The organism is Oceanicaulis sp., from assembly GCA_040112665.1.
GTDB lineage: Bacteria > Pseudomonadota > Alphaproteobacteria > Caulobacterales > Maricaulaceae > Oceanicaulis.
Genome location: CP157796.1, coordinates 563,951 through 581,274, shown reverse-complemented (window position 1 = coordinate 581,274; position 17,324 = coordinate 563,951). Strand labels below are relative to the sequence as shown.

Genomic DNA, 17,324 nt, shown 5'->3' with positions numbered 1-17,324 from the left:
GCCCATGCCCCGACCCAAGCCGCCCGCCCGTCCCGCCGATCCGCGCTTTTCCTCCGGCCCCACCAAGAAGCGGCCCGGCTGGGAGATCGGCGCGCTGGCGCACGCCCCGCTGGGGCGCACCCATCGCGGCGGAACGCCCAAGGCGCGGCTCGCCGAGGCGATCGAGCGCACGGCTGCGGTTCTGGAACTCCCCGCCAACTACAAGGTCGCCATCCTGCCCGCCTCCGACACCGGGGCGATGGAGGGCGCGCTGTGGTCGATGATCGGCGCGCGCGGCGTGGACGTGTTCAGCTGCGACGAGTTCGGCCGGCGCTGGACGGTCGATCTGCGCGACGAACTCAAGCCCGAGGGCCTGTCCACCTACGAAGCCCCGTTCGGCCAGGCGCCGGATTACACAAGGGCTGACTTTGCAAACAACGACGTCGTGATGACCTGGAACGCCACCTCCGCCGGGGTGCGCATCCCAGACGGGGGCTGGATCCCGGACGACCGGGCGGGCCTGACCATCTGCGACGCGACCAGCGCGGCGTTCGGCATGCCGATGCCCTGGGACAAGCTCGATGTGACCACGTTCAGCTGGCAGAAATGCATGGGCGGCGAGGCTCAGCACGGCGTGGCGATCTTCTCGCCCCGCGCCCGCGAGCGCCTGCGGACCTTCCGGCCGTCCTGGCCGGTGCCGCGCATCCTGCAGCTCTTCGAAGCCGGCGACGAGGCGGCCAAGCTCTATGAGGGCTCGACGATCAACACGCCCTCGCTCCTGGCCACCGAGGATTATCTCGACGCGCTGAAATGGGCCGCCCGCGTGGGCGGCGCCGAGGCGCTCTACGCCCGGGTGGAAGCGAACTACGCCGCGCTCGCCGACTGGGTGGAGCAGACCTCCTGGATCGATTTTCTCGCCCAGGACGCGGCGATCCGCTCGCCCACCTCGGTGACGCTGAAATTCGCCGGGTCCGAGCTCGAGGGCAAAAGCGAAGACGAGCGCTGGGCGGTCAGCCGGCGCATGGCCGCGCTGCTCGATCGCGAGGAAGCCGCCTTCGACGTCGCGCCCCATCCCAAGGCGCCGGCTGGCTTGCGGATCTGGTGCGGGCCGACCGTGGACGCCGACGACGTCGCGGCTCTGGGCCCCTGGCTCGACTGGGCGTACGCCGAGGCGCTGGAGGCCGAAAGTGTCTGAGGCCCGCGCGCCGAAATCCGAGGACCGCGCCGCCCGGCTCGCGCGGGAGAAGGCGTATTTCGACGCCCATTACGAAAGCTCGAACCGCGTCCACCAGATGAAATACTACGCCGCGCTCGAGCCCTGCCGGGTCGAGTTCATGCGGCGCGTACGCGAATACGGCGCCGGCGGGCGGGTGCTCGAATACGGCTGCGGCGACGGCGAGGTGTCCATGCATGTCGCCCCGGTCGCGAACGAGGCGGTCGGCATCGACATCTCAGAACGCGGGGTGCAGGCCGCGCGCGACCGGGCGGCGAAGCACGGCTTTGATAACACCCGGTTCGAGGTGATGGACGCCCACGAGACCGGGTTCGAAGATGAAAGCTTCGACCTCATTGCGGCGACCGGCATCATCCACCATCTCGACCCGCCCGTGGCCTTCGCCGAGATCAGGCGGCTGTTGAAGCCCGGCGGCCGGGCGGTCTTCGTCGAGGCGCTGGGGCACAATCCGGCCATTGCGCTTTACCGCAGTCTCACCGCGTCGGCGCGCACCGAGGACGAGGCTCCGCTCAAGCGTCGTGATTTCCGCGCCGCCGAAGGCCTGTTCGGCACGGTCGATTACGAGTTTCACGGCCTCGCCACGCTGGGCGTGGTGCCGTTCTGGGGCACGAGGGCGGGCCGTCCGCTGCTAGGCGCGCTGCGCGGGATAGACCGGGCGCTCTTCGCCGTGCCCGGCCTGCGCTGGAACGCCTGGGCGGTGCTCTTTGAATTGCGGAAATAGCCATCCTGGCCGCTTTCGTGTAATCACCGGCGAGGGCGGGACGAGCGAGAGGGAATTATCCTGATGCGCATTCTTGGTGCGGCGATCGCCGCGGTTTTTGTGACGTCTGCGCCGGGGTTTGCGGACGGGCTTATCAGCGAGGTGCGCCTGGGCGTCGCGGCCCACGATCTCACCGACCACTCCGAGGACGGCCCGCAGATCACCGGCGAGCTGCTGCTTCAGCCGATCGAGCAGCTGGGCTTCATCGGGGCGCCGAAGCCGGTGTTCAACATCTCGATCAGCACGCAGGGCTTCACCAATCTCGCCGGCGCGGGCCTGCTCTGGGACGGCCGCGTGGGCGAGAACTGGCGCATCGAGGGCGGGTTCGGCCTGGCGGTGCATGACGGGATCAACGATCTCGACACCACCCTGCCGCCGCTCGAACAGGTGCGCATCAAGGAGACCCGGGCGCTGCTCGGCTCGGACGTGCTCTTCCGTACGACGTTCGGGCTCAATTACGACGTCACCGAGCGCTGGGGCGTGGGGCTGTTCTACGAGCACTATTCGCACGGCCAGATCCTCGGCGACGGCCGCAATCAGGGCCTCGACGAGCTCGGCGTCCGCCTGAACTGGCGCTTCGGGGATTAGTCATCGACGCTTGAGGGGGCTGAAACGCCGCGATCGCGCTGATGCCTCCGGCGGCTGCAGGTCTCAGGCGGCGAGGGGCCGTTTGAACACGCGCTCGACCTTATTAGCGATCAGCGCGCCGGTCTCCCGGTCGGCGAGCACGGCGGTGAGCTTGCGGTCGATGCTGTGGGTGAAGGTGGCGTAAGGGCACAGCCCGCCGCCCAGAAGCGCACGGCGCAGGGCGTAAGGGGTGACCTCTTCGCCGATATCCGCGCTCTCGGGGATCTCGAACCCGGCGTCCGCCCCGCCCAGCACCATGTTGATGAGCGGAGCCAGCGTCGCGGTCAGGCTCACCAGCGCCGGCAGCTGGAAGCGGGTGCTGACCTGCTGGACGGCGTCATGGATGGCGACGCGGCGATTGAGCCGCTGAAACGTGCGGTCCAGCCGGTCTTCGCGAAAGGCCTCGAACGCGTCGGGATCGAGATCGTGGATGAAACGCGCCTGCGGCGACTTCTTCGCCAGGAACTGGGCGAGCAGGGTTTCGCGCTCGGCGACCGTTTCGGCGAACAGGGCGTACGGATCGGTCTCATCCGCCGCGAGGAAGGTCAGCAGCCCGAAGAACGGGAACACGCCCTGCCGGCGGAAGGCTTCGAAGAACACCGTCTCGTCGATCGCCGGGCCGAGGCGGCCGGCCACCAGCCTGTCGGCGCAATACCGGCTCAAAAGCAGGGTCTGCTGTTCGCGCACCGTCTCGATCTCGGGCGCGGCGAAGAGCGCCGCCCGGCCCTCCTCGGCGGCCAGCGTGTTCAGATAGTTCGACCGAAACCCGTTGATCAGGATCGCCGCGACCAGGCCCTGATCGGGGCCGGCGTCCCTGAGCACGGCTGTCGCGGACCGGCGCAGCGCGCCGAGCGCGGAGGCGGTTTCGAGGTCCTGTACGCCGATATCGGCCACCAGAAGCCCCGCCGCACACTTCGCGCCGTTGAACGGGTTCGTCCTGACGAGCTTCAGGGCGGCGACCGCGCGCGCCTCGGGGTCTTCGAACACGTCAGCGAGCGCGTCAGCGAATTTCGCCGCGGCTTCGGGTTTCAGCGGCCGCAGGCCCGGATTGCGCGCCAGAAAGTCCGCCCGGTCGCGGGCGAACGCGTCGAGACTGTCGGTGAGCACGGCCGAGCTTTGCGCGATCCCGCCGCCGCACAGGGCGAGCACGCGTTCGGGATCGGCCGGCGTGAGCGGCCGGGCCGACAGCACATCTCCGGCCGCGCCGGCGCGGCTTCTGAACCGGGCGAAGGCGGCCTCCACCGCGTCGGTCTCGTGCGCGGGCACGGTGCCGTCGATATTGAGGGCGTTCGACGTCGCGATCGCCTCGAGCAGCACGAACAGCCCGACCAGATCGGAGGCGGAGACGGCGTCGGCCGTCCGGCTCTCGACCACGGAGTCGAAAAACGCCCCGGTGCGCGAAATCACCCGCGTGTTCAAAAGCAGGTCGCCGCTGAGACCGGCGGGGACTTCCGTGACGGCGGCGTCGTTCATACCGGCTCTCCCGTGCGGCGAGAGCCTAGCCGTCCCGACGCGCGCCGACAACGCGGCTCGCTTGCGGGCGGGGCGAAAGGCGCTTAAGCCTCGGTCCCGGTTTTCACCGCCGTACGGAGCATCCGCACATGTCGAACGTGGTGGTCGTCGGCGCCCAGTGGGGCGACGAGGGCAAGGGCAAGATCGTGGACTGGCTCAGCCACCGCGCCGACCTCGTCGTGCGCTTCCAGGGCGGCCACAACGCCGGACACACGCTGGTCGTGGACGGAGTGACCTACAAGCTCTCCCTCATGCCCTCGGGCGTCGTGCAGAAGAAGCTCTCGCTGATCGGCAACGGCGTAGTGGTCGATCCCTGGGCCTTCATTTCGGAGATCGAGAAGGTGCGCGAACAGGGCGTGGACGTCACGCCCAAGCTGGTGCGCCTGGCCGAGACAGCCGCGCTGATCCTGCCCGTGCATCGCGAACTCGACGGTCTGCGCGAGAACCGCGACGACGGCATGAAGATCGGCACCACCCGACGCGGCATCGGCCCGGCCTATGAAGACAAGGTCGGCCGCCGCGCCATCCGCGTCATCGATCTGGCCGACGAAGACCGGCTACGGACCCGCGTCGCCGAGCTTCTGCACCACCACAACGCGCTGAGACGCGGCTTCGGGGTGGAGGAGACGACGGTCGACGATCTGATGGCCCAGCTCATCGAGATCGCGCCGAAAATCCTGCCCTACGCCGATCCGGTCTGGAAGACGCTGGATGCGGCCATCGCGGACGGCAAGAAAGTCCTGTTCGAAGGCGCGCAGGGCGCGTTCCTGGACGTCGATCACGGTACCTATCCCTTCGTGACCAGCTCGAACACCGTGGCCGGCCAGGCTGCGGCGGGCTCCGGCGTCGGGCCGGGACGCGTAGGCTATGTGCTCGGGATCGTGAAGGCCTACACCACCCGCGTCGGCGAGGGCCCGTTCCCCACCGAGCTGACCGACGAGATCGGCAAAAGAATCGGTGAGCGCGGTCATGAGTTCGGCACCGTCACCTCCCGCCAGCGCCGTTGCGGCTGGTTCGACGCGGTGCTGGTGCGCCAGAGCGCTAAGATCAACGGCATAACCGGCGTGGCGCTGACGAAGCTCGACGTGCTGGACGGGTTCGACGAATTGAAGGTCTGCGTGGGCTACAAGCTCAACGGCGAAATGTACGACCGCCTGCCTGCGGGCGTGTCCGCGCAGGCCCAGGTCCAGCCGGTTTACGAGACCTTTGAGGGCTGGTCGGGCTCCACCGCCGGCGCGCGCAGCTGGGCCGATCTGCCCGCCCAGGCGGTCAAATACGTCCGCCGCATCGAAGAGCTGATCGAGTGCCCCGTGGCGCTGGTCTCCACCAGCCCGGAGCGCGACGACGTCATCCTGATGCAGGATCCGTTCAGGAGCTGACCGCCCGGTTTGCGCTGAACCGCCCGCCCGCCTAGCCTTCGCTGCACATCGAGCGAGGAGAGACGATATGCGGGCGATCATCGGCGCGGTTCTGGCGGGCGGACTTCTGGCGGGCTGCGAGAGCATGCCGCAATTCGGCGCGGCGGGCGAAGCGCCTGCGCCGGCCGCTCCGGCTGCGGCGGAACAGATCGTGCTTCGCGGCGACGACGCCCTGCCGGTGGATCCCACTGCGCTGCATGACCGGGTGCTCACGCTGGACACCCATATCGACATCGATCCGGGTTATGCGACCTACCGGCTCGATCCGGGCGGGTTCACCCGCGCCCAGGCCGATCTTCCGAAGATGCGGGCGGGCGGGCTCGATGCGGGCTTCTTCATCGTCTATGTCGGCCAGGGCCTGATCAGCCCGATCGGTTATGAGGAAGCCGCCGCGATCGCCGAGGAGAAATACGCCGCGATCCTCAGGATGATCCGCGCCTATCCCGACGAGATCGCGCTGGCCGTCACCGCCGATCAGGTCGAGGCCATACACGCCTCGGGCAGGCTCGTCGCGCTGATCGGCATGGAAAACTCCTGGCCGCTGGGCGAGGACCTTTCGACAGTGGAGATGTGGGCCGACCGGGGCGTGCGCTACGTCTCGATCACCCATTTCGGCAACAATCAGTTCGGCGGCAGCTCGAACCCCAATCTCGCCCAGGGCGATCCGGCCGAGGATCCCGGCCTCACCGATCTGGGACGCGGCCTGGTGCGCGAGCTCAACGATCACGGGGTGATGGTCGACGTCTCTCACGTCGGCAAGCGCACCATGCTCGAAGCGATCGCGCTGTCCCGCGCGCCGGTCATCGCCAGCCATTCGGGCGCGCGGGCGGTCTACGACCATCCCCGCAATCTCGACGACGAGCAGCTGCGCGCCATCGCCGACAATGGCGGGGTGGCCCAGATGGTCGCCTTCCGCCGGTATATCGCCGACATCGACCCCGAACTCGCCGCCGCCGAAACCGCGCTCGCTGAAGAGATGGGGCTCGCAACCCGCGAGCAGCGCGCCGCCGCAGATCAGCGCACGCTCGATGAGTTTCGCGACCGGCTGAAGATGCTGCGCGCGTCGATGAACGACGTGACGATCGAGCACCTGATCGACCATCTCGACCATGCCGTGCGCGTGGCCGGTATCGACCATGTCGGCCTCAGCGGCGACTTTGACGGCGGCGGCGGGGTCGGCGGCTGGGACGACGTCAGCGAGAGCCCGGCGATCACCGCCGAGCTGATCGAACGCGGCTATTCAGAAGACGACATCGCCAAGATCTGGGGCGGCAACGTGCTGCGCGTCATGCGCGCGGTGGAGGCGGCTGCGGCGGATTGAAACTAGCGCGGCGGCTCGGTGAGGGCCGTCGCCGCGATCATGTTCACTTTGAGAAGGGGTGCGCCGGAGAGCCCCTCGACGACCAGCCGGTCGCCAGGCTCCAGCGCGAGATCGCCGTCGCCGTCGCGCGGCGCGTCTTCAAGGCCTTCGGTCTCCACGAGCCAGGTGCGGCCGAGCGCGGTGGTGATCTCCACGCGATCGGTCTCCACGCGCACGACTTCGCCTGTCACGCGGACCGGGCCGGCGGTGTAGGGGTCGTGGCCCAGCGCGGTCTCCTGGCCGCTGGCGGCCAGGGCGAGGATCGCCACTGCGGCGCCGGCGACGACAAGCGCGGCGGCCTGGTCTCGCTTGGACATGGTCGGGCTCGATCGGCGGGAAACAGGGTGGAAGAGGACCGGCCCGAGGCGTCGTCGGGAAGGGGGAGGGAAGAAAACGATCCGGTCCGGCCCTCTTCTCAGACCAGAAACGCCGCCCGCGCCCCCCGGTTCCCGCCCTGTTCTGCAGTTCGCGGCCGAGGGCGTGGCCGGGTGACAGCCCGGCCTGAAAGGTGTTCACTTTCCGAACGAACGACTCGCGCCGCATCGTACGGCCGGGCGTCACATCGGGAGGGCGCGTCTTGATCAAGCGCATCGGTATCGGCGTTCTGGCCGTGGTGATCGCCGCCGTTCTGGCGTTCGCACTGTGGTGGTTCAGGCCCTGGTCGCCCTATTCGCCTGCGCAGATCACCGCGCTCGACGATCCTGACGCCTATCCCGTGACCTTCCAGCGCATGGACGAGATCCTGCCCTCGACCCCGATCGAGCCCGGCGATCCCGAACCCCTGCCGCGCGCCGAGGCGAGCCTGCCGCAGACCTATGTCTTCGACGGCGAGACCCGCGATCTCGAAAGCTATTTCGAGCGCGCCGAGGTCACCGGTGTTACGGTGCTGCGCGACGGGGTGATCGTCGAGCAGGCCTTCTTCCATGGCGCCGGCCCGGACACCCGCTTCACCAGCTGGTCGGTGGCCAAATCGGTGGTCGCAAGTCTCGTCGCCATGGCGCTCGAAGAGGGGCGGATCGAGAGCCTCGAGGACCCGGCCGAAAAATACGCGCCCCAGTTCGCCGGCACGGACTACGGCGCGACCAGCCTGCGCCATCTTCTGATGATGAGCGCAGGCATGGACTTCAATGAGGAGTACAGCCCCGACGCGCCGTCCGACGTCCGCCCGCTCTTCTTCAACGCCTTCATCATGGGCCGGGACGTCGACGCCATGGTCGGCGAGATCGAGCGTGATCGTACGCCGGGCGAGGACCAGCACTACACCAGCCCCAACTCCCACGTCCTCGCCGCGGTCGTGCGCGGGATCTATGGCGAGCGGCTGGCCGAGATCGTCGAGGCGAAGATCTGGACCCCGCTGGGCATGACCGGCGAGGCGAGCTGGCTTCAGAACGTGGCTGGCGAGGACGGAATCGCGATCGGGTATTGCTGCCTTCAGGCCACCAGCGCGGACTATGCGCGCTTGGGCGAATTCTGGCGCGTGGGCGGCGTCTGGGAGGGCGAGCGCATGCTGCCCGAAGGCTTCATCCCGTCCTGGACCGCGCCCTCCCGGCCCTTCCAGGAGCCCGGCGCGACGCCCTATCCGGGGCGCGGCTACGCCATGCATTTCTGGGTGCCCGAAGGGTATGACGGGGAGTTCTACGCCGCCGGCGTCTACGGCCAGTATGTCTGGGTGGACACCCGCCGCGGCGTGGTGATCGCCCAGAACGCGGGTGATGAAAACTGGGGCGAGATCGCGCTCGAAGCCGCCGCCGTCTTCCGCGCCATCGCCGAGCATATAAGCCCGCTCGACGCCCGGCCCGAAGCCGAGCTCGACGCCTTGCGCGAGGCGGTGCGCGCGCGGCCGATCACCGCGCCCGAGGAGGACGGCGCGCCCGAACCGCCGTCGGAGTCCGACCCTGAAGCCGGCAGCGAGGCGCCGGGCCGATGAGCGACGTGTTCGATTACGTGATCGTCGGGGCGGGGTCTGCGGGCTGCGTGCTCGCCGACCGGCTGAGCGCGAGCGGCGAGCACCAGGTCTGCGTGCTCGAAGCCGGCGGCCGGGACGACAAGACCAACATCAAGACCCCGATGCTGCTCCAGTTCACGATCACCGATCAGAAGATCAACTGGAACTACTGGACCGAGCCGCAGAAAAACCTCAACGATCGCAAGCTGTTCTGGCCGCGCGGCAAGACCCTGGGCGGCTCGAGCTCGATCAACGCCATGCACTATATGCGCGGCGCGCTCGAGAATTACGACGAGTGGGCGTCGGTCCACGGCGCGCAAGGCTGGTCGGGCGAGGCGGCGCTGGAGGCGTTCAAGCGCGTCGAGCACAACGAGAACCACGGCGAGCCTTGGCACGGCAAGGACGGGCCGCTGAACGTCAAGGACATCGCCCCGCTCAACCCGCTGACCGAGATGTATTTCGAGGCCTGCCGCCGCCGTCAGATTCCCGAAAACCCCGACCATAACGGCGCGAGCCAGGAGGGTTTTGGCGTCTATCAGGTCACCCAGAAGGGCGGCAAGCGCTGCTCGGCCGCCGACGCGTTTCTGAAACCCGCCATGCAGCGGCCCAACCTCACCGTCGTCACCGACGCGCTGGTCCTGAAGGTCATCGTCGAGAACGGCCGCGCCACCGGCGTTCAGATCGAGTCCGGCGGCGAGGTCCAGGACGTGATCGCCACCAAGGAGGTGATCCTGTCGGGCGGCGCGCTCAATTCGCCCCACCTTTTGATGCTGTCAGGGATCGGCCCGGCCGATCATCTGCGCGAGCACGGGATTTCGGTCGAGCACGACCTGCCCGGCGTGGGCGAGAACCTGCAGGACCATCTCGACATCATGGCCCGGGCGCGCACGAAGAAGGCCACGTCGGTGGGCTATTCGCTGCGCAAGTTTCCCGCCACGGCCCGGGACGTGCTGCAATGGGCGGCGACGGGGACGGGCAATTTCACCGTCAATCCGGTGCAGGGCTGCGGCTTCGTGAAATCGAGCCGGGCGGGCGACCTGCCTGACATCCAGCTCGTCTTCATTCCCGCGCTCGCGAGCCCGCACGGCATGGAGACGCTGACCGGCCACGGCATGAGCCTTCACGCCTGTCACCTGTATCCGAAGAGCCGCGGCCGGCTGACGCTGGCGAGCGCCGATCCGCGCGATCCGGTCGTCATCGACCCCCACTATCTCGACGCCGAGGAAGACGTCGCGGTGATGGTCGACTGCCTCGAGATCGCGCGCGACATTCTTCTGTCGGACGCGTTCGACGGGGAGTTCAAGAGCCTCGATCTCCCGGTCTCGACCGACGGGAGCCGGGCCGATCTCGAAGCCGAGGTGCGTGCGCGTGCTGAAACGCTCTATCATCCCACCTCGACCTGCGCGATGGGCTCGGGAGAGCTCGCCGTGACCGATCCCCAGTGCCGGGTGCGCGGGATCGAGGCGCTGCGCGTCGTGGACGCTTCGGTCATGCCGCGCGTCGTCGGCGGCAACACCAACGCGCCCACCATCATGGTCGCCACGCGCGCGGCCGACATGATCCTCTCCGCCTGAACCAGGGAGCCTCCGATATGACCGCCGAGACCGCAGAAAGCCCCGGTTCGCACGCCGAGCTCGATCGCATGCACACCCTCTTCGCCGCCCAGAAGCGCGCCTTCGAGGCCGAGCGCCATCGCCCGATCGATCAGCGCAAGGCGGATCTGAAAAAGATCGAGGAGATGGTGAAGGCGCGCCAGGACGATTTCGCGCGCGCCATCGACGCCGATTTCGGCCGCAGGAGCCACGCCGAAACCGCGATCGCCGAGGCCGGGTTCACCATCGCCACCGCCAAGCACGCTCGCCAGCACCTGACCCGCTGGACCGCGCCGAAAAGAAAGCCCGTGCCGATGACGATGGCGCCGGGCACCGCCTATGTCCGCCGCGAGCCCAAGGGCGTGGTCGGCATCGTTTCGCCCTGGAACTACGCCATGCAGCTGGCGCTCGCCCCCCTCGTCGCCGCGCTGGCCGCCGGCTGCCGGGCGATGATCAAGCCCAGCGAATTCACCCCCGCCACCGCGCGGCTCCTCAAAGAGACGCTCGGCGAGCTGTTCAGCGAGGATCATGTGAGCGTGATCGAGGGCGGGCCTGACGTGGCCCAGGCCTTCACCGCGCTGCCCTTCGACCATCTGTTCTACACCGGTTCGACCCATGTCGGCCGGCTCGTCGCCAAGGCCGCAGCTGAAAACCTGACGCCGGTCACGCTGGAACTCGGTGGCAAGTCGCCGGCCGTGATCGCGGGCGATTTCAAGCTCGGAGAGGCGGCGAAGACCATCGCCTGGGGCAAGTTCTTCAACGCCGGGCAGACCTGCGTCGCGCCGGACTACGCGCTCGTGCCCAAGGGGTCCGAAGCGAAATTCGGCGAGGCGGTGATCGCCGAGGCCACAACCATGTGGCCCGACCCGGCCGCCAACGCGGACTACACCGCGATCGTCTCGGAGCGCCATCACGCCCGCCTGGGCGAGATGGTGGAGGAAGCCCGGTCGAAGGGCGCGAAAGTGCTGCAGGCCGAGTTCGATCCGGCGAAGGCGGGCAACACCCGCATCTTCCCGCCCACCGTTGTCATCGATCCCCCGCTCGACACGAAGCTGATGACCGAGGAAATCTTCGGTCCGGTCCTGCCGGTGCGCGGCCATGACGGGCTCGAGGACGCCGCCCGCTTCGTCAACGAGCGCGACCGGCCGCTGGCGCTCTACGTCTACTCCAGATCAAAGCAGATCGCCCGCCGCTTCCTGTCGCGGACGATGTCGGGCGGGGCGGCGGTGAACGTGCCCATGCTGCATCTCAGCGTCGAGGACCTGCCTTTCGGCGGGGTCGGCGCATCAGGGCAGGGCGCCTATCACGGCGAATACGGCTTTCTGACCTTCACCCATGAGCGCGCCGTGTTCGAGGCGCCGGTCTGGCATCCCTCGCGCCTGGTCGCGCCGCCCTACGGCAAGGTGTTCGAGTTCTTCAAGAAGCTTCAGACCGGCTGATACGAAAAAGGCCCGCCCCGGGGCGGGGGCGGGCCGTCTCGCGCCGATCGGCGACGACGCTGAATGTCAGCGGGCGTCGGCGATCATGGTTTCGCGCATGGCTTCACGGTGCACCAAGCTCAGCGCGTCGTGGCCGACGGCCTGCACCACGTTCTCGACGACGTCGATCCGGCAGCGCGCGGTGGCGTTGGTGTCCTGAAGGTCGAGCGCGTGGCAATAGCGCGCCGCCTCGGCGCCGAGTCGGCGATAGGCGTCGCGGGTCTCGGCTTCGGACGTCAGGCTCGCGCGTTCGACACGGAACTCGAAGGTCGGGGTGTCGGCGAGCGCCGGAGCGGCGCACAGCGCGGCGGCGACGCCGGCCAGCGCGGTCAGCTTTGCAAATTTCATCACGGGTCTCCTCATTGCGGGAGGAGCGGCGGAGGGCGGATGGGTGAGCGCCGCCGCGCCGCTCTGACTCTTGTTATGATTCTGTCACCCAACAGTCACATAACCGTAATACGTCCGGGCCCGGATGAAAAGCGGAATTTTACATTTCTGTCACAGAGGCGCGCTGAAAGGCACCAAGATCCTGTTTTTACGAAGGATATAATTTCCGCCAAGTGACGTGGAACCCGCCTCTGCGGCGCGCGTTGCGCTACGCCCGAAAACAAAACCGCCCCGCGGAGAGGGGCGCGGGGCGGTTGTTCAGCGAGGGTGAAGCGGCGGTCTTACGACACGCGGGTGATCACCAGTTCCGCGCCGTCCTCGGTCCATTCGGTCGAGGTGGCCGATTCGCCGATCTCAAGATCGGTCCAGGCGCCGCAGAGGGTTTCCGCGCCTTCAGCGGCCGGGGTGACGCAAAGCTCGCCCTCGGCGTAGGTGAAGGTCCCGGTCACGGTGTCTTCGCCGGAGGTCAGCGTGTAGCCGCCTTCGGAATCGAACACGATCGTGGAGGCTTTTTCGCCTTCGAGAAGGTCGAAGGTCTGACCCTCCGGGCCTTCGGCGAAGGCGGCCGCAGAGACACCGATCGCAGCGGCGGCGGCGAGAAGAATGCGCTTCAGGCGCCTGGGCTGCCGCCGTCGACGACGGCCGCTTGTCCGTCCACGAATAAGCAACTCTCGGAGTGCTGTCTGCGTTCGTTAACAATGGAACGATCGCGGAACACCGGCTTGACCGGCTCACTTGTTCCGCTTATGTTCCAATTCTCGGAACGAAAGGCGGAACCATGGGTCACGCTCATAAATCTGAAGGATACGCCCGAAACGCCGGCAAGCGCTGGCGGCGCGAGGATCTGGCTGCGCTGCGCGATCTCGCTCGCCGCGGCGCGCCGTTGCGGCTGATCAGTCTCAAGCTCGGACGCCCCGATGCGGCGATCCGCTCCAAGGCCGGCGATCTCGGCCTGTCGGTCAACGCCGGCGAGCCGGTCGTCGCGCCCCCGCCGGTGCGCACGCTCTCGCGCAACCGCTTGCGCGGCCCGCTCGCCGACCCCGCCCTGGACGCCCGCCAGCTGGAGCTGTTCGGCACGGCGTGAAAGGCTCAGCCGGGAAATACCTCCCCCTCTGTGGGGAGGGTGGATCGGCGCGTAGCGCCGAGACGGGTGGGGGAGCGCCAGCGGTTGCAGGTTCCGGCGCCTTACGATCTTCACCCCACCCCCGCCCTGCGGGGGGACCCTCCCCATCCAGGGGAGGGAGTGACGGTTCGGCTTTACGTTCCGACGTTCCAGCAATCGCAGCGCCTTACTCCCTCCCCCTCTGTGGGGAGGGTGGCCCGAGGCGGAGCCTCGGGTCGGGTGGGGAGCGTCGGCGTCTGCAGGTTTCAGCGCTCTACGATCCTCACCCCACCCCCGGCCTTCGGCCGGACCCTCCCCATCAAGGGGAGGGAGTGATGGCTTCGTTCGGGGACGGGCCGCCCGCCCCTCAGCCCTTCACCAGATCCTGCATGGTGTAAAAGCCCGGCTCCTTGCCTGCGAGCCAGAGCGCGGCCTCGACCGCGCCGCGGGCGAAGATGCCCCGGTCGAAGGCGCGATGGGCGATCGTGACTTCCTCGAAGTCGGAGATGAAGCGCGCCGCGTGTTCGCCGACCACCCCGCCGCCGCGCGAGGCGGCGAAGCCGATCTCGCCGGTCCGGCGCGATCCGCCCTGACGGGGCCGCTCGAATGCCGCGACTTTTTCGAACACCTGATCGCGGCCGCGCGCGGCGGCCTGTCCCAGGCTGATCGCCGTGCCCGACGGGCTGTCGGCTTTCTTGCGGTGATGGGTCTCGGTGATCTCGAGATCGAACTGCTCGGCGCTCAACGCGCGCGCGGCCTCCGCAACGAGGCGCTCGAGCACGGCGACGCCGAGAGAGAAATTGCTCGCCTGCAGCACCGGAATGGATTTCGCAGCCTCGTGGAGCGCGGCCTGCTGATCGGCGTCGAGCCCGGTCGTGCCTGTTACGAAGGCCGGCCCGCGGCTCTTCGCCAGCCGCTCGGCGATGGCGACCGTGACCTTGGGCGCGGTGACGTCGATGACGACGCCCGCGCCGGCGGACGCGTCTTCGAGCGCGACCTTGGTGGGGATTCCCGCCCAGCCCGCGCCGGTGAACTCGCCCAGGTCAGCGCCGAGATGCGGCGAGTCCGCGCTCACCATCCCGCCCGACAGCGCGGTCTCCTCGCGCGCGGCCAGCTCGGCGGCGATCCGCCGGCCCAGCCGTCCGGACACCCCGGCGACACACACTTTCAAGAGTTCGGCCATGACGCGCTCCTCCAGCCGGTCATCTCATCGCAGACGTGGTGAAGAAAGCGGTAACGCTTCGCGCACGCCAGAGGGCTCGATGCATCCGCCCGGCTTACGGGCTGCATCTCATGACCGGATTGATCGTGAAGGGGCAGGCTCATGAAAATCACGCCGTCGGCCGCCGCCGTGCTCGCCATCGCGGCGGGATGCGGTCACGCACCGAACGCCGGGCAGGCTGCTGTAACACCGCATCTCGAACTCGTTGTCGAGATCGACGTCGCACGGGAGCTGGTTCAAGCCGACGCCGTGCTCACAGCCCCCAGAAGCGCCTGGGCGGAGGGCTGGGTAATCAACGCGGCGCTGGCCGTTACGCAGGCGCAGGATGGTCTCGCGCCCGTCCCCGGCCCGCAGGGCGGGCTTCAGCTTCTGCGGCGGGACTCAGACGGCGATCCAGACGAGATGCTCACGGCGCGGTTTTCCTATCAGGGCGTTTTGAGCCGCGACGTCATGGCCTTTCCGCTCGATCGCATCTCCCAGGACGCGGTCGAGCTGTCCGCAAACTCGATGTGGCTGCCGGTCCATGCTTCCTTCAGCGAGGGCTATTCGGTCGCCGCCGAAATCACCGGACTGCCGGCCGACTGGACGCTGATCGCGCCCGGGGACGTCGTACAAGTGGACGAGGGGACGTGGCGGATACACCGCCGGACGCCCGATCTCGACCTCGCCCTCTTCGCTGCGCCGGACTACGCCTGCCGCGAGGCCGGGGCCCTCACATTTTGCGCGCACGATCTCGACGTGCCTCAGCTCGCGATTCTTTCCCGTCACGGCTCGGCGTCGCTGGCGCTGTTTGAAGGCCTGTTCGGCCCTCCGGAGATCGCCGAAACCCGCATCGCGCTCGTTGATCGCGACCTCTCCGGCGGATACGCCCGGATCGGATATATGGTCATGGACCTGGAGACCAGCGACACTGAGCGCCATCTCGCCGGCTATGTCTCCCACGAGTTCGCCCATTCGTGGTTCTCCGCGCCCATAGGCTCGCCGGACGATCACTGGCTGATCGAATCGCCGGCCGAATACGCGGCCTGGCGCTACATGGAGACCGCGTTCGGCCCGGACGTCCGCGCAGAGATGGAGGCGCTCGCGCGGGCACGCATGGCCGGCTCCGGACCGCTCTCGGGCGCCGGGCGGGCGAGCCACGCCGCGCTTTACAACAAGGGGCCGATCTTTCTCGCCGATCTCGAAGCCCGTGTCGGGCGCGACGCGCTCGACGCCGTGCTGCGCGCCACCCTGTCCGGCCAAGTGATGAGCACGGAGAGGTTCCTCACCGCTGTCAGCGATATCGCCAGCCCGGACGAGGCGGAGTGGGCGCGCTCGCGTATATTCGAGGAGTAGGGCGCAGGCCGGGCGCGCGGCGGCCGCCGCTTCGACTAGGCCCCCGTCTTCGCGTCGTCGTCGCCGCGGACGTCGTCCCAGAAGCGCCTGACCTTCTTGAAGAAGCCGTCGCTTTCGGGGTGGCAGCCATCCCCGGAGATCTCGCAGAACTCGCGCAGCAGTTCTTTCTGCCGGTCGGTCATCTTGCGGGGGATCTCGACGAAGAGCTCGACGAACATTTCCCCGCGCGCGCCGCCGCCGTTGAGCTTGGCCATGCCCTTCTGGCGCAGGCGCATGCGTTCGCCGGTCTGCGCGCCTTCGGGGATGCGGATCTGCACCTTGCCGCCCTCGATGGTCGGCGCGTCGATCTCGCCGCCGAGCGCGGCGGTGACCATCGGAACGGTGGCGCGGCAATAAAGATTGGGCCCGTCGCGCTCGAAAATCTCGTGAGGCCGGACCGAGATGAAGATGTAGAGGTCGCCGCGCGGCCCGCCGCGCGCGCCCGCCTCGCCTTCGCCGGCGAGGCGGATCCGCATGCCGTCCTCGACGCCGGCGGGGATCTGGACCCTGAGATCGCGCATCTTGCGCACCCGGCCCACCCCGTCGCACTCCTGGCAGGGGGTCTCGACATACTGGCCGCGCCCGCCGCAGGTCGGGCAGGTCTGCTCCATGGTGAAGAAGCCCTGGGTGCGCCTAATTCGCCCTGCGCCGCCGCAGGTGTCGCATTTGGTCACGCCGGTGCCCGGCTCCGCACCGTCGCCGCCGCAGCGGCCGCAGTCGGTGGTGGTCGGAACCCGGATCTCCGCGTCCTTGCCGTGGAAGGCTTCTTCCAGGCTGATTTCCATGTCGTAGCGCAGGTCCGCGCCGCGCGCAGGACCGGAGCGCCGGCCGCCGCCGCGCCCGCGGCCCATGCCGAAGGCGTCGCCGAAGACCTGTTCGAAAATGTCGGCGAAATCGGCCGCCGAGCCGCCGCCGAATCCGCCGCCGCCGAACGGGCCCTGACCGCCGCCGCCCTGGCTGAACGCGGCGTGGCCCATGCGGTCGTAAGCGGCGCGCTTGTCGGCGTCCGACAGCACCGAATAGGCCTCGCCGACTTCCTTGAACTTGGCCTCGGCCTCGGCGTCGCCGGGGTTTTTGTCGGGATGGTATTTCATCGCGAGCTTGCGATAGGCGCTCTTGATCGCGCCCCCGTCCGCGCCCTTCGCGACGCCCAGAACCTCGTAATAATCGCGCTTGCTCATGCGTTTTTCGTCCAGCTTCCCTACGGCCTCTCCCCCATATCGGATCGAAAGGCTTTTAGAGCTCTCCCTCCCCTCGAGGGGAGGGCCGGGGTGGGGTGGCGGCGGGTCATGCGTGGCCGCCTCGGCTGAAAGGTCTCGTGCCCCCCACCCCGG

General features: G+C 68.4%; 16 protein-coding genes. 10 read left to right on the top strand and 6 right to left on the bottom strand.

Translation table 11 applies throughout. The annotated features are described in order from the left end of the window. Positions 1-4 precede the first annotated feature (4 nt). From ABL308_02810 to ABL308_02800, 3 genes are all read left to right on the top strand, one after another. Positions 5-1,174: a phosphoserine transaminase gene (locus tag ABL308_02810; GenBank protein ID XBQ16813.1), complete on the top strand. Its 1,170-nt coding sequence runs from the start codon at positions 5-7 to the stop codon at positions 1,172-1,174. After that, the gene (locus ABL308_02805) at positions 1,167-1,934 is read left to right on the top strand and encodes a class I SAM-dependent methyltransferase (protein XBQ16812.1); all 768 of its coding nucleotides are present in this window, start codon (positions 1,167-1,169) and stop codon (positions 1,932-1,934) included. Before ABL308_02810 ends, ABL308_02805 begins: the two co-directional genes overlap by 8 nt. 63 nt (positions 1,935-1,997) lie before the next feature. After that, a complete protein-coding gene (locus tag ABL308_02800; GenBank protein XBQ16811.1) occupies positions 1,998-2,561 on the top strand; it encodes an acyloxyacyl hydrolase in 564 nt (187 codons plus the stop codon). Positions 2,562-2,624: 63 nt separating this feature from the next. Here ABL308_02800 and ABL308_02795 read toward each other — a convergent pair whose 3' ends face one another. Continuing rightward, positions 2,625-4,073, bottom strand: coding sequence for a hypothetical protein (locus tag ABL308_02795; protein ID XBQ16810.1), 1,449 nt, complete (start codon positions 4,071-4,073; stop codon positions 2,625-2,627). Between the two features lie 128 nt (positions 4,074-4,201). On the opposite strand from ABL308_02795, the gene ABL308_02790 reads away from it, so the two are divergent. Further along, on the top strand, positions 4,202-5,491 hold the full coding sequence (locus ABL308_02790) for an adenylosuccinate synthase (GenBank protein ID XBQ16809.1): 1,290 nt from the start codon (positions 4,202-4,204) through the stop codon (positions 5,489-5,491). 67 nt (positions 5,492-5,558) lie between these two features. Next, positions 5,559-6,851 carry a dipeptidase gene (locus ABL308_02785; GenBank protein XBQ16808.1) on the top strand — a complete coding sequence of 431 codons (1,293 nt, stop codon included), beginning with the start codon at positions 5,559-5,561 and terminating at the stop codon, positions 6,849-6,851. Positions 6,852-6,853: 2 nt separating this feature from the next. Here the strand turns inward: ABL308_02785 and ABL308_02780 are convergent, their stop codons facing one another. Next, entirely contained in the window at positions 6,854-7,207 is a 354-nt protein-coding gene (locus ABL308_02780; protein ID XBQ16807.1) for a hypothetical protein, read from the bottom strand. A gap of 260 nt (positions 7,208-7,467) precedes the next feature. Here ABL308_02780 and ABL308_02775 point away from each other — a divergent pair, with 260 nt between their 5' ends. The 3 genes from ABL308_02775 to ABL308_02765 are packed head-to-tail and all read left to right on the top strand — an operon-like array spanning position 7,468 to position 11,866. Next, the gene (locus ABL308_02775) at positions 7,468-8,817 is read left to right on the top strand and encodes a serine hydrolase (GenBank protein ID XBQ16806.1); all 1,350 of its coding nucleotides are present in this window, start codon (positions 7,468-7,470) and stop codon (positions 8,815-8,817) included. After that, positions 8,814-10,409 carry a GMC family oxidoreductase N-terminal domain-containing protein gene (locus ABL308_02770; GenBank protein XBQ16805.1) on the top strand — a complete coding sequence of 532 codons (1,596 nt, stop codon included), beginning with the start codon at positions 8,814-8,816 and terminating at the stop codon, positions 10,407-10,409. The genes ABL308_02775 and ABL308_02770 overlap by 4 nt, the downstream gene beginning before the upstream one ends. Before the next feature lie 17 nt (positions 10,410-10,426). Continuing rightward, positions 10,427-11,866: a coniferyl aldehyde dehydrogenase gene (locus tag ABL308_02765; protein ID XBQ16804.1), complete on the top strand. Its 1,440-nt coding sequence runs from the start codon at positions 10,427-10,429 to the stop codon at positions 11,864-11,866. A gap of 66 nt (positions 11,867-11,932) precedes the next feature. On the opposite strand, the gene ABL308_02760 is transcribed toward ABL308_02765, so the two are convergent. Together ABL308_02760 and ABL308_02755 are read right to left on the bottom strand one after the other, a co-directional pair. Then, positions 11,933-12,253 carry a UrcA family protein gene (locus tag ABL308_02760; protein ID XBQ16803.1) on the bottom strand — a complete coding sequence of 107 codons (321 nt, stop codon included), beginning with the start codon at positions 12,251-12,253 and terminating at the stop codon, positions 11,933-11,935. 320 nt (positions 12,254-12,573) lie between these two features. Then, complete coding sequence (locus ABL308_02755) at positions 12,574-12,960, bottom strand: hypothetical protein (protein ID XBQ16802.1); 387 nt, start codon at positions 12,958-12,960, stop codon at positions 12,574-12,576. Between the two features lie 110 nt (positions 12,961-13,070). Here ABL308_02755 and ABL308_02750 point away from each other — a divergent pair, with 110 nt between their 5' ends. After that, positions 13,071-13,376, top strand: a complete 306-nt coding sequence (locus ABL308_02750) for a hypothetical protein (GenBank protein XBQ16801.1) — start codon at positions 13,071-13,073, stop codon at positions 13,374-13,376. 385 nt (positions 13,377-13,761) lie between these two features. Here ABL308_02750 and dapB read toward each other — a convergent pair whose 3' ends face one another. Continuing rightward, positions 13,762-14,577, bottom strand: a complete 816-nt coding sequence (gene dapB, locus ABL308_02745; GenBank protein ID XBQ16800.1) for a 4-hydroxy-tetrahydrodipicolinate reductase — start codon at positions 14,575-14,577, stop codon at positions 13,762-13,764. Between the two features lie 141 nt (positions 14,578-14,718). Here dapB and ABL308_02740 point away from each other — a divergent pair, with 141 nt between their 5' ends. Next, the gene (locus ABL308_02740; protein ID XBQ16799.1) at positions 14,719-15,951 is read left to right on the top strand and encodes a hypothetical protein; all 1,233 of its coding nucleotides are present in this window, start codon (positions 14,719-14,721) and stop codon (positions 15,949-15,951) included. A 35-nt stretch (positions 15,952-15,986) separates the two neighbouring features. On the opposite strand, the gene dnaJ is transcribed toward ABL308_02740, so the two are convergent. Continuing rightward, on the bottom strand, positions 15,987-17,171 hold the full coding sequence (gene dnaJ, locus ABL308_02735) for a molecular chaperone DnaJ (GenBank protein ID XBQ16798.1): 1,185 nt from the start codon (positions 17,169-17,171) through the stop codon (positions 15,987-15,989). Positions 17,172-17,324: the final 153 nt, after the last annotated feature.

Bases quoted from the DNA above. Each gene is read 5' to 3' on its own strand.
- ABL308_02810 (XBQ16813.1), top strand. From the start codon at position 5: ATGCCCCGACCCAAGCCGCCCGCCCGTCCCGCCGATCCGCGCTTTTCC.
- ABL308_02800 (XBQ16811.1), top strand. From the start codon at position 1,998: ATGCGCATTCTTGGTGCGGCGATCGCCGCGGTTTTTGTGACGTCTGCG.
- ABL308_02795 (XBQ16810.1), bottom strand. From the start codon at position 4,073: ATGAACGACGCCGCCGTCACGGAAGTCCCCGCCGGTCTCAGCGGCGAC.
- ABL308_02790 (XBQ16809.1), top strand. From the start codon at position 4,202: ATGTCGAACGTGGTGGTCGTCGGCGCCCAGTGGGGCGACGAGGGCAAG.
- ABL308_02785 (XBQ16808.1), top strand. From the start codon at position 5,559: ATGCGGGCGATCATCGGCGCGGTTCTGGCGGGCGGACTTCTGGCGGGC.
- ABL308_02780 (XBQ16807.1), bottom strand. From the start codon at position 7,207: ATGTCCAAGCGAGACCAGGCCGCCGCGCTTGTCGTCGCCGGCGCCGCA.
- ABL308_02770 (XBQ16805.1), top strand. From the start codon at position 8,814: ATGAGCGACGTGTTCGATTACGTGATCGTCGGGGCGGGGTCTGCGGGC.
- ABL308_02765 (XBQ16804.1), top strand. From the start codon at position 10,427: ATGACCGCCGAGACCGCAGAAAGCCCCGGTTCGCACGCCGAGCTCGAT.
- ABL308_02760 (XBQ16803.1), bottom strand. From the start codon at position 12,253: ATGAAATTTGCAAAGCTGACCGCGCTGGCCGGCGTCGCCGCCGCGCTG.
- ABL308_02750 (XBQ16801.1), top strand. From the start codon at position 13,071: ATGGGTCACGCTCATAAATCTGAAGGATACGCCCGAAACGCCGGCAAG.
- dapB (XBQ16800.1), bottom strand. From the start codon at position 14,577: ATGGCCGAACTCTTGAAAGTGTGTGTCGCCGGGGTGTCCGGACGGCTG.
- ABL308_02740 (XBQ16799.1), top strand. From the start codon at position 14,719: ATGAAAATCACGCCGTCGGCCGCCGCCGTGCTCGCCATCGCGGCGGGA.
- dnaJ (XBQ16798.1), bottom strand. From the start codon at position 17,171: ATGAGCAAGCGCGATTATTACGAGGTTCTGGGCGTCGCGAAGGGCGCG.